This window comes from Actinoplanes sp. G11-F43 (genome assembly GCF_050589265.1).
In the GTDB taxonomy this organism is placed as follows: Bacteria; Actinomycetota; Actinomycetes; order Mycobacteriales; family Micromonosporaceae; genus Actinoplanes.
The window spans coordinates 213494-225703 of the sequence record NZ_JBNZCE010000024.1; the positions used below are offsets into that span (position 1 = coordinate 213494).

The window sequence follows — 12210 nt, forward strand, 5'->3', positions numbered from 1 at the left end:
CCTACAAAATCGATAGGATCTACCGCCATGGATGAAGGAGTGTACGACGAGCGCAGACTTCGTGACTTCCAGGCCGGGCGGGCACGCGGATTCTCCCGGCGGGATCTGATGCGCCTCACCGCCGCGGTGGGGGTCGGTGCGGCGCTTCCGGTCGTTCCGGCAACCGGCGCCTCGGCTGCCGGCCCCATTGTCAAACCACTTCCGGCGGACCTTTTCCGGGCCCTCGGAACCAACGCCGAGACGCGCTGGTCGGCGTTGCGGGATCAGGGCTATTACGTCCCGGTGGACCGGTTCTTCGTGCGCAACCACACGGTCACCCCGGAGATCGACGCCGCCGGCTGGTCCTTGGAGATCGCCGGATCCGGAGTCCGGAAGACCTCCCACTTCGGCCTCGAAGAACTGAAGAGACTGCCCAGCGAGACGCGGCCGGTCGCCATCGAGTGCGCCGGAAACGGTCGCGGTTTCTACACGACACAGCAGGGACAGAGCGTTTCCGGTACGGCGTGGCAGCTCGGCGCCATCGGGGTCGGGAAATGGAAGGGGGTACGCCTGTCGACGGTGCTGCGGAAAGCCGGGATCTCCCGTTCCGCCGTCGATGTGCAACCGATCGGCCTCGATCCGAACTTCGTCAGCGGCGGCGTGGATCTCGGGCCGGTGCGGCGGCCGTTCCCGGTCGGGAAAGCGTTCGACGACGTGCTGCTCGCCTATGAGCTGAACGGTGCGCCACTGCCGGCCGACCACGGATTTCCGGTCCGGGTGGTGGTGCCCGGCTGGATCGGCATCGCGTCGATCAAATGGGTCGGGCGGATCGAGGTGTCGGCGGAGCCGCTGTTCTCGCCGTGGAACACCCAGTTCTACCGCCTTTTCGGGCCGGATTTCCCGGCCGAGGGGCAGCCGTTCGACCGGCAGGTGGTGAAGAGCCCGTTCGAGCTGGATCCGGGGGCGACGTTCCCGGCCGGGGTGCGCACCCGGTTGACCGGCCGGTCCTGGTCCGCGGACGGCCCGATCCGGGAGACGAGGGTCAGCACCGACGGCGGGGTGACGTGGCGGCGCGCCCGGCCCTACGGTGCGACGCCCGGCGGGGTGTGGCAGCGCTGGGAGATCGACTGGACTCCGGCGGCCGGGTCGCACGTGCTGCAGGCGCGGGCCACCGATGTCCGGGGCAACACTCAGCCCGAGGTGGCGCGGTTCAACACTCTCGGTTACCTGTTCGACGCGGTGGTCAAGGTGCCGGTGACCGCTGCGTGACCTCAGCCCGGCCGGGACACGATCGCGTCCCGGCCGGCGGGATGCCCGGGTCGAGATGATGGTGGCGTTCCCGCACACGTGAGGGTCACCCGGTCATCGGGTGGATGGCGTCGTTCTGCACCGCGGCGTTCCCGCAGGTGTGAGGGCCACCCGGTCATCGGGTGGATGGCGTCGTTCTGCACGGCGGCGTTCCCGCACGCGTGAGGGTCACCCTCGGAAACGGTATGGTGAGCGCCCGACCCTGGAGCGCCGCATGTCGTCGAGAAAGGCCACGTCGCACGACGTCGCGGCAGCCGCGGGGGTGTCCCGGTCGGCGGTGTCGTTCGCGTTCAACAAGCCGGACCGGATCTCCGCGGCCACCCGGGAGCGGATCCTCGCGGCGGCCGAGCGGCTGGGCTACGCGCCGAGCACCCTGGGCCGGATGTTGCAGGCGGGCACCACGAATTCGATCGGGGTGCTGTTGCCGCAACGGTTGGCCGGGATCCTGGAGAACCCGTACTACTCCCGGTTCCTGATGGGTGTCGGTCAGGTCTGCGACCAGGAGGGCTACACCCTGCTGTTGACGCCACCACTGCGGGATTCGGTGCTGAAGGCTATCCCGTACGCGGCGGTCGATGGGTTCATCGTCTGTGGTCTGGAGGCCGATCGTGGTGAGGTGGCCGAGCTGGAGCGGCGTGGCATCCCGTTCGTCTTGATCGACAGTGATCGGGTGGAGGGCGCGCCGAGTGTCGAGGTGGACGATCGGGGCGGTGCCCGTGAGGTGACCAGGCATCTGCTGGAGCTGGGGCATCGGCGGCTGGCGGTGTTGTCGATGGATCCGGGTGCCGATGTGGGGGTGCGCGGGTATCGCGGACCGCTGGCGCGGCGGATGGCGGGGATCGCTGATGCGCTCACCGAGGCCGGTTTTAACATGTCTGATGTTCGGCTAGCCGAAGTTCAGGTGTCCCGGGCCGAGGGCTACCGTGCCACGCACCGGTTCATGAGCGGCGACGAACCCCCGACTGCGGTGCTGGCCCTGTCCGACATCCTGGCGTACGGCGCCGTGGATGCTTTGCAAGGACTTGCAATCCCCGTACCCGAAATGGTGTCCGTGACGGGCTTCGACGACCTGGCCGAGTCCTCCTGGTTCCGCCCCCGCCTGACCACCGTCCGGCAGCCGATCGTCACCAAGGGCCGCATCGCCGCCGACTTCCTGATCTCGGCGATCAGGGGTGAGGACCAGAATCCGCACCAGACTCTGGGCACCTCGCTGATCGTCCGGGAGTCGACCGCGAAACCGGCCTGACCGACCCTTTGCAAGAAATTTCAAAGCAGGCCCTGTAACACGTGTTAGTAAAGTGCTAGCGTTCCCCGCCATGACGGATCAACTGATCGCACCGCCCACTGTCGAGGCGCCACCGGCTTCCTGGTGGCGCAACGCGGTCATCTACCAGATCTACCCGCGCAGCTTCGCCGACTCCAACGGCGACGGCATCGGTGACCTGCCCGGCATCCACAGCCGTCTGCCGTACCTGCGGGATCTGGGGGTGGACGCGGTCTGGCTGTCGCCCTTCTACGCCTCGCCGCAGGCCGACGCCGGCTACGACGTCTCCGACTACCGCACGGTGGACCCGATCTTCGGCACCGTCGCCGACGCCGAGCGGCTGATCACCGGCGCGCACGCCCTGGGCCTGCGGGTGATCGTCGACCTGGTGCCGAACCATTCGTCGGACCAGCACGAATGGTTCCGGCGGGCGATCGCCGAGGGCCCCGGTTCGCCGTTCCGGGACCGCTACCACTTCCGCCCCGGCCGGGGTGCCGAGGGTGAGCTGCCGCCGAACGACTGGCCGTCGATCTTCGGTGGCCCGGCCTGGACCCGGGTCGAGGACGGCGAGTGGTATCTGCACCTGTTCGCCCCCGAGCAGCCGGACTTCAACTGGGAGCACGGGGCGGTCCGCGACGAGTTCAAGACCATCCTGCGGTTCTGGCTGGACCTGGGTGTGGACGGGTTCCGGGTGGACGTGGCGCACGGCATGGTCAAGGAGCCGGGTCTGCCGGACATCGGCGACACCGGCGAGTGGCACCTGCTGGGCGCCGGGGAGAGCCCGTTCTTCGACCGGGACGGTGTGCACGAGATCTACCGAGACTGGCGCCGGATCCTGGACGAGTACCCGGGTGAGCGGATCGCGGTGGCCGAGGCGTGGGCGCCGTCGCTGGCCCGGGTGGCCAACTACGTGCGCGGCGACGAGTTGCACCAGGCGTTCAACTTCAGCTGGCTGGGCACCGCGTGGAATGTCAACGAGCAGCAGCGGATGATCGAGGAGTCCCTGGCCGCGATGCGCGCGGTGGGCGCCCCGACGACCTGGACGCTGTCGAACCACGACGTGGTCCGGCACACCACCCGGCTGATGCAGAGGGTCGAGGGCGACGCGGCGGGGCGGAAACCCACGCCGGTGGACGACGCTCAGGGTCTGCGGCGCGGCCGCGCGGCGTCCGCGCTGATGCTGGCACTTCCCGGTTCCGCGTACGTCTACCAGGGCGAGGAGCTGGGCCTGCCGGAGGTGATCGACCTGCCCGCGGAGGTTCGCCAGGATCCGGCGTTCCATCGCGCCACCGGCCAGGACGGTTACCGCGACGGCTGCCGGGTGCCGATCCCGTGGAGTGGCGACGTGGCCCCGTACGGCTTCGGCCCGGACGGCGGCGGCAGCTGGCTTCCCCAGCCCGCGACCTGGGCCGGGCTGAGTGTGGCAGCGCAGGCGGGTGTGCCGGGTTCGACGCTGGAGCTGTACCGGTCGGCGCTGGCGATCCGGCGGGCGAACCCGGCCCTGGCCCCGGTGGACAACCTGACCTGGGTGGCCGCGCCGGCCGGGGTGCTCGCCTTCGAGCGGCGGGTGGACGGCGCACCGGTCTTCCGCTGTACGGTCAACATGAGCGATCGGCCGGTGCCGGTCGGCCGCCCGGGTGAGCTGCTGCTGGCCAGCGGCCCGGTGGAGGGCACCGCCGACGACGTGGTGCTGCCGCCGGACACCACCGTCTGGTGGTCGCTCTGACACGGTGGTAGTCGGGTAGCAATGCTCATCCCCGGCCGTGCCGGGACGATGGGCAGCGCGTGACATCTGACCGCGCCGAAGAGCTGCTCTACGACAGCGATCGCACCCGCGTCGCCCGGGTCCGTCTCGACGACGGCACCTTCATCGTGCGTAAGCAGCCGCTCGGCCCGGACGCGGCCGAGCGGCTGCGCAACGAGGTGGCGGTGCTGCGGCGGCTGGAGGGCACGGCCGGCATCCCGAGCCTGGCCGGCGAGCCGAGCGCCGATCACCTGTCGTTGCGGGACCTGCCCGCGCGTACCCTCGCCGACCAGGTGTCGCCGTGGCCGGCCGAAGCCCTGCTGCGGGTGGCCGAGGACCTGGCCGACGTGGTCGCCGGGGTGCACCGGCGCGGGGTGGTGCACCGCGACGTCAGCCCGGCGAACGTGCTGATCGACCCGGTCACCGGCGCGCCGACGCTGATCGACTTCGAGCTGGCGACGCTGGATTCGCACCGGGTGACCGACGTGCCGGAGGAGGATCTGGCCGGCACGCTGCCCTATCTGGCGCCGGAGCAGACCGGGCGGACCGGGCGGCCGGTGGACCACCGCAGCGACCTGTACGCGCTCGGCGCCACCCTGTACGAGCTGGCCACCGGTGAGCCGCCGTTCGGCCGGGGCGGGGAGCCGCTGGCGCTGATCCACGACCACCTGGCGCGGGTGCCGGTGCCGCCGGCCGAGGTGAACCCGCTCGTACCGGCGGCTCTGTCGGAGATCGTCCTGCGGCTGCTGCGCAAGGAGCCGGACCAGCGGTACCAGAGTGGTGAGGGGCTGGCGCACGACCTGGCGCGGCTGCGCGCGGGTGAGGCGTTCGAGCCGGGTGAGCGGGATTTCCCGATGCGCCTGGCGGCTCCGGCCCGGCTGATCGGCCGGGACGCGCCGCTGGCCGGGCTGCACACCCTGCTGGCCGAGGCGCAGAGCGGGCACAGCGTGCTCGGGTTGATCACCGGTCCGCCCGGGGTGGGCAAGACCGCGCTGGTGGATCAGTTGCGCCCGGCGGTGACGGCGGCCGGCGGCCGGTTCGTGGCCGGCAAGTTCGACCAGTTCCACCAGGACGGCGCCGGTGCGGTGGCGGAGGCGTTCGGCCGGCTCGGTGAGATGCTGCTGGCCGAGCCGGACGAGGTGGTCGCCGATCTGCGTGGGCGGCTGCTGGCGGCGCTGGGCCCGGACGCCGGGCTGATCGCCGCGCTGACGCCGCAGTTCCAGCCGTTGCTGGGCGTGCCCGCCGACGACCTGTCCGGCCTCGACCCGCGGGCGGTGTCCCTGCGGCTGCGCGGGGCCGGCCTGACCCTGCTGCGGACCGTCGCGGACGGTGCGGTGCTGGTGTTCTTCCTGGACGACCTGCAGTGGGCGTCGGGTGACGCGTTCCGGTTCCTGGACGACGTGCTGGACGACGCGGCACTGCCCGGGCTGCTGGTGCTGGGCGCGTACCGGGAGGAGGAGGTGGACGCGGCGCATCCGCTGAGCGCGGTGCGGGAGCGGCTGCGCCGGGAGCGCGGGGACACGGCCGAGGTGCGCCTGGACAACCTGAGCGTCGCCGACCTGAACCTGCTGATCGCCGGGATGCTGCGGCTGCCGGAGGCGGAGCGGCTGGCCACGCTGCTGGCCGAACGGACCCGCGGCAATCCGTTCGACACGGTGGAGCTGCTGAACGCGCTGCGCCGGGAGGGGGTGCTGGTCCCGCACGGCGGCGGCTGGCGGTGGGAGGCCGCCGCGGTCCGTGACTTCGTCGGTCACGGTGACGTGGTGGCGCTGCTCGGCGCCCGGATCGACGCGCTGCCGGAGGCCACCCGGGCGGCCGTCGACGTGCTGGCCTGCCTGGGTGGCGAGGTCGATCCGGCGCTGCTCGGCGCCGATCTGGCGCCCGCGGTCGAGGACGGTCTGGTGCTGGTCGCCGGGTCCGCGCGGTTCCGGCACGACCGGGTGCAGCAGGCGGCGTTCGGCCGCCTGGGCGAGCGGCGCCGGGCCGAGCTGAGCCTGACACTGGCCCGGCGGCTGGCTCCGGCGCCGGTCGCCGCCGGTCTCTACCTGGCCGCGGTCGACCTGCTGGTCACCGCCGAGCCGGCGGAGAAGCAGGCGGCGGCGCGGGCGTTGCGGCGGGCCGCCGCGTCGGCCCGGATGGTCGCCAACCATGCGGTGAGTGAGGTTCATCTGGCGGCCGCGCTGCGTCTTCTGGACCAAGACGACTGTGGGTACGCCGAAACCCGCGCCGAGTGGCATGCCGCCCTGTGCGGGCTGGGCCGGTTCAGCGAGGCCGACGTGGTCTTCGCCGAGCTGGACGGCCCGTCCCGGGACCCGGTGTGGCTGGTCGGGCCGGTGGCCGAGCAGATCGGCACGCTGACCAACCGGCGGATGCTCGGCGAGGCGATGGCCCTCGGCCTGGGGCTGCTCGGCCGGCTCGGGGTGGACGTGCCGTCGCCCGCCGGGATGGGCCCGCGGATCGGCGCCGGCATGGGTGTCTTCCACGGCTGGCTGGCCGGTGCCGGTGACGGTGAGCTGCGGGAGCTGACCGATCCGCGGCTGCTCGCCGCCGCGCACCTGATCAACCGGCTGGTCCCGGCGGCGTTCTTCGCCGACCAGACCACGATGGCGTGGCTGGTGGCGCAGGCGGCCGAGCTGTGGGCCGGGCATGGGGTGTGCGCGCCGCTGGCCGGCACGCTCGGCAACATCGGGGTGGTCACCATCGCCGGTGGCGGCGACCCCGAGGTGGCGTACCGGGCGGTGACGCACGTGCTGGCGGTCGGCGAGCGGTTCGGGTACGAGCCGGAGACCTCGCAGGTCCGCAACCTGCACGCGCTGTCCACCCTGCCCTGGTTCGAGCCGCTGGAGCACGGGGTGCGGATGGCGCACGAGGCCCGCGACGGCCTGCTGCGCGGCGGTGACCTGCGCAGCGCGTTCTACACCTATCTGACGTCGGTGCCGCAGATGCTCGACGCGTCCACCGAGTTGCGGGCGTTCCAGCGGGAGGCGGAGGCGGCGCTGGCGTTCGGGGACCGGATCGGCGCCACCGACATGAACTCGATGTTCGTCACCGGCGGGCGGTTCGTCCGGGCGATGCGTGGCGAGACGGTACGGCCGGGTGCGCTCGGCGAGGACGGCTTCGACGAGGAGACCTACCTGTACGGGCTGACCGGCAACGACGCGGCCGGGGTGTTCTACCGCACGCTGCGGGCGCTGTCCGCGGCGATCTTCGGCGACGACGCGGCGCTGGTCCGGTTCGGTGGCGAGGCGCTGCGGCTGCTGCCGTCGGTGCCCGGGGTGTACCTGAACGCCCCGGCCCGGGTGGTCGGCGCGCTGGGCGCCGCGGTCACCGCGCGGACCGCGACCGGTGCCGAGCGGGACGAGGCGCTGACCGTTCTGGATCAGAGCCGGGACTTCCTGGCCGCCCGGGCGGCCGGGCAGCCGGGCAACTTCCGGCACCTGTTCCACCTGGTCGAGGCGACCCGGGCGGCGGTGCGCGGCGACTTCGCGGCGGCCGCGGCCGGCTACGACGCGGCGATGGCGGACGCGGCGACCGCCGGCCGGTCCTGGCACGCGCCGCTGATCACCGAGCTGGCCGCCCGGTTCTATCTGGATCACGGGCTGGAGCACGTGGGCGCGCGCCTGCTGGCCGAGGCGCTGCCCGGGTACGCCCGGTGGGGCGCGGTCGGCAAGGTGCACGCGCTGAAGCGGGAGCACCCGTCGCTGGGGTCGGCCCTCGGTCTGCAGACCGACGCCGGCGCCCGGGTGCACGCGACCCTGAACAGCACCCACAGCGTCAACCTGTCCACCGAGGTGATCGACCTGATGGCGGTGCTGGAGGCGGCCCGCGCGCTCAGCTCCGAACGCGATCTGGGCGAGCTGCGGATCCGGGTGCAGGAGACGCTCGGCCGGCTGACCGGCGCGACCGCCGTGCACCTGGTGCTGCGGGACGAGCCGACCGGCCGGTGGACGCTGCCCGCCGACGGCGACCGGCCGGAGTTCGACCTGGAGGAGGCGGGACTGCGCGGGCTGCTGCCGCTGACCGCGATCCGGTACGCCGAACGCACCGGCACACCCATGGTGGTGGACGACGTGACGCTGGACGACCGGGTGGGCCGGGACCCGTACCTGGCCGGTCTTGATCATTGCTCGTTGCTTGTCGTCCCGGTCGTCGGGCAGAGCCAGGTGCGGGCCGTGCTGGTGCTGGAGAACCGGCTGAGCCGGCGCGCGTTCTCGGCCGGGCGGCTGGACGCGGTCCTGCTGATCGCCGGCCAGCTGACCGTGTCCCTGGAGAACGCCCAGGTGTACGCGTCGCTGGAACGGATGGTCGAGGAACGCACCGAGGAACTGAACGACGCGAAGAGGCATCTCGAGGTGCTCACCGTCACCGACCCGCTGACCGGGCTGCCGAACCGGCGCAAGCTCACCGATTTCCTGGACGAGACGTGGCTGCGCTCGCAGCGTTCCGGTGAGCCGGTCGGCGTCGCGATGATCGACATCGACAATTTCAAGAAGTACAACGACCACTACGGTCACCAGGGCGGCGACGAGTGCCTGCGGATGGTCGCCGAGGCGCTGCGCCGCAGCGTCCGGGCGACCGACCTGGTGGCCCGGTACGGCGGTGAGGAGTTCTGCATCGTGATGCCCGGCGCCAACGACGAGAACGCGCTGATCGTCGCGGAACGCGCCTGTGACGCGGTGGCCGCGCTGGCCCAGCCGCACGAGGCGTCCGCGGACGGTGTGGTCACCATCAGCGTCGGCGTCGTCTCCGGCGCGCCGTCGGTCACCGGCGACCCGGAGGAGCTGACCAAGCTCGCCGACGAGGCGCTGTACGAGGCCAAGCACGCCGGCCGCAACCGGGTGGTGGCCGGATGAGCCGCCGCGCCCGCCGCTGGGTGGTCGGCACCCTGGTCGGCACCCTCGCCCTGCTCTCCGGCTTCTCCCTGATCGACAACCGCCGGCACGCCGACATCGTCGGGGACCTCATCCACGCCGGCGAACAGGTGACCGCGTACCAGCAGGCCGCCTACCTGTCGGCCCGGGAGCTGGCGCTGCTGGAGGCGGTCGCGAATGAACCGAACGGCCTCGAACGGCAGCAGCTGCTCGACGCCGACCTCCAGACCTACCAGGCCACGCTGGCGCTCGCCGACGTCACCGACGACGCCGGTGAGGCCATGGAGGCCGGCACCATCGCCCAGCGGCAGATCAACCTGCGCCAGCAGATCATCTGGTACCTGCAGCTGCTCGACCGGGGCGAGAAGGAGCAAGCGCAGAACCAGCTGGAGAACGTGATCGAACCGGCGTACCACCGGATCAACACCCGGCTCCTGCAACTGCACGAGGAACACCAGGAACGCTTCCACGGCAACCACGACATCGCCGAGGCCGACTCCCGGCGGCTGGTGTGGGCCGGCCTGATCTCGTTCGCCCTGACCCTGATGGTGCTCGCGCTGTTCGCCTGGACCATGCGCGCGCACCGGCGCCAGGTGGAGACGATGGCCGCCACCGACGCGCTCACCGGGCTGCCCAACCGGGCCGCGTTCACCACCCGCCTGCACCGTGAACTGTCCACCGGGCGGCTGGTCCGCGGCGTACCCGGAATCACCGTGCTGACCGTCAACATCAACGGGTTCCGGCACGTCAACGACCAGCTCGGCCCGCACATCGGCGACCGGCTGCTGGCCGAGGCCGGCTGGCGGCTGTCCGGCGTGGTCCGCGACACCGACCTGGTCGCCCGCACCGGCGGCGACGAGTTCGCCATCCTGCTGCGCGACCTGGACCCGGCCCGCGCCGACGTGGTCGTCACCCGGCTGCGCGACGCCTTCGACGAGTCGTTCCAGCTCGACGACATCACCGTCGACCTGGAGATCAGCATCGGGGCGGCCACCGCCACCGCCGACGACGACGTCAGCACCCTGCTCGGGCACGCCGACAGCGCTCTGCACGACGCCAAACAGCAGCACGACGCGTTCCGCCGGTTCGACGGCAGCAGCGCCGGCCAGAACAGCGACGACCGGCTCACCATGCTCGGCGACCTGCGCCGCGGGCTCACCGACGCCGGCCAGTTCAGCCTGCACTACCAGCCCAAGATCCGGCTGGCCGACGGCTCGCTGGCCGGGGTCGAGGCGCTCGCCCGCTGGAACCACCCGGCCCGCGGCCCGGTGTCGCCCGGCCAGTTCGTGCCGGTGCTGGAGACCACCAGCCTGATCCACCCGTTCACCGAGCGGGTGCTCGACCTGGCACTACGGCAGGCCCGGGAGTGGCTGGACGCCGGCCACCGGGTGCCGGTCGCGGTGAACGTGTCCACCCGCAGCCTGCTCGACGCCACCTTCCCCGGCCGGCTGGCCGCCCTGCTCAAATCCACCGGTGTCCCCGGGGAACTGCTCTGCATCGAGATCACCGAGTACACCGTGATGTCCGACCCGACGACCACCATCGAAGCCCTGCGCAGCATCCGCAACCTGGGTGTCAAGACGTCCATCGACGACTTCGGCACCGGCTACTCGTCGCTGTCGTACCTCAAGCTCCTGCCGGTCGACGAACTGAAGATCGACCGCTCGTTCGTGGCCGACATGGTCGGCGACGCCAGCAGCCGCGCCCTGGTCGCCTCGGCCGTCGACCTGGCCCACAACCTGGGCCTGACCGTGGTCGCCGAGGGTGTCGAGGACGTCTTCACCGCCGAGGCCCTGAGCGCCCTGGGCTGCGACACCGCCCAGGGTTACCACTTCGCCCGCCCGGTCCCGGCCGCCGGCCTGGACGGCCGCTTCCTCCACTCGGCGGCGGCCGTGTGATCAGCGGGGCCACCGCGCCGATCTCTCCGCGCGGTGATCTCATGCCGGCGCCGGGGCAGCCGATTCGTAGCGTCGCCACATTCGACATGATTCCCGAGGTCAACAGCTATGTCCGTACTCACCCGGCCGTCTCTGCTCCTTGCCACCGCCACCGCTGCGGCGGCCGCGCTCACCGGCGGTCTGATCGTCGCTCCGGGGGCCGCCTGGGCCGCCGACACCACCACGAATCTGACCGCGGCCGAGATGCGCACCGCGCTCCGGGCGATCGGCACCGCCTCCACGAAGGCCGGTGCCGGCGGCTGGGGAGCGGTCACCGTGTTCACCGTCTCGCCGGGGGTGGGTGGCTCGTCGACGGTCCGGGACACCGTCGCGGTCGATCCGGTACACGGGCTGTTCTCGCAGGTGACGTCGGTGTCCGGGCTCGGCACCGAGGGCCTGTTCGCGGCCGAGGGCAAGGGCGCCTGGGCGCAGGCGGACAGCCTGGAACTCCAGGCGCTCAAGATGATGGGCAAGCCGTCGGTCAAGTATGTGTTCACCGCCGACAAGAAGCTGAAGCTGGCGACGATCGTGCGGGACAACGCTCCCGACCCGGCGACGCTCTACGAGTACTACTCGCAGCCCGGCACGAAGACGGTGCACGACGACGGCACCATCTCGTACCAGGTCGTGGAGAAGCAGTCCAAGCTCACCGTGGTCATGACCGCCACCGCGTCGTCGGCGCTGATCAGTGTCGGCATGTCCAACCCCGACGAATCGTTGACGGGAACCGTCTCGTACGAATACGAGGCGCAGACCGTCGACGTCCCCGCCGCATCGGCCAGCATCGACGCGGCGAGTGTGGACAAGGGCGTCGCCTACCTCACCATGACCGCGACCGTGAAGGACGCCGCCCAGCAGGGTGCCACGAACACCCGCCGGGTGACCAAGGGCCGCACGGTCAAGGTCGCCACCCTGCGCACACAGGTGCGCAAGGAGGTGGCCGCGGCCAACCGCTACACCGGCTTCGCCCTGGTCAAGACCAAGAACGTGACCGGCGGGGTACGGGTGTACGCCACCAACCCGTGGACCAAGAAGTCGGTGACCTACTCGGTGAAGGCGTCCGGCCGCAAGGTCGTCGTCAAGCGGCTCTGACACCTCGTCCGGCGC

General features: G+C 71.6%; 6 protein-coding genes. All 6 read left to right on the forward strand.

Going from position 1 to position 12210, the window contains the following annotated elements; translation table 11 throughout:
* Positions 1-27 precede the first annotated feature (27 nt).
* The 6 genes from ACQ0O7_RS28045 (at position 28) to ACQ0O7_RS28070 (ending at position 12195) form a co-directional block, all read left to right on the forward strand.
* Positions 28-1248, forward strand: a complete 1221-nt coding sequence (locus ACQ0O7_RS28045; protein ID WP_430786004.1) for a sulfite oxidase — start codon at positions 28-30, stop codon at positions 1246-1248.
* Positions 1249-1501: 253 nt separating this feature from the next.
* Positions 1502-2533, forward strand: coding sequence for a LacI family DNA-binding transcriptional regulator (locus tag ACQ0O7_RS28050; protein ID WP_430786006.1), 1032 nt, complete (start codon positions 1502-1504; stop codon positions 2531-2533).
* A gap of 70 nt (positions 2534-2603) precedes the next feature.
* Positions 2604-4277, forward strand: a complete 1674-nt coding sequence (locus ACQ0O7_RS28055; protein ID WP_430786008.1) for a glycoside hydrolase family 13 protein — start codon at positions 2604-2606, stop codon at positions 4275-4277.
* A gap of 59 nt (positions 4278-4336) precedes the next feature.
* Entirely contained in the window at positions 4337-9148 is a 4812-nt protein-coding gene (locus ACQ0O7_RS28060) for a diguanylate cyclase (RefSeq protein ID WP_430786010.1), read from the forward strand.
* Positions 9145-11064 carry a putative bifunctional diguanylate cyclase/phosphodiesterase gene (locus ACQ0O7_RS28065; RefSeq protein WP_430786012.1) on the forward strand — a complete coding sequence of 640 codons (1920 nt, stop codon included), beginning with the start codon at positions 9145-9147 and terminating at the stop codon, positions 11062-11064. The genes ACQ0O7_RS28060 and ACQ0O7_RS28065 overlap by 4 nt, the downstream gene beginning before the upstream one ends.
* A gap of 108 nt (positions 11065-11172) precedes the next feature.
* Positions 11173-12195: a hypothetical protein gene (locus tag ACQ0O7_RS28070; RefSeq protein ID WP_430786014.1), complete on the forward strand. Its 1023-nt coding sequence runs from the start codon at positions 11173-11175 to the stop codon at positions 12193-12195.
* The last annotated feature ends 15 nt before the right edge of the window (positions 12196-12210 follow it).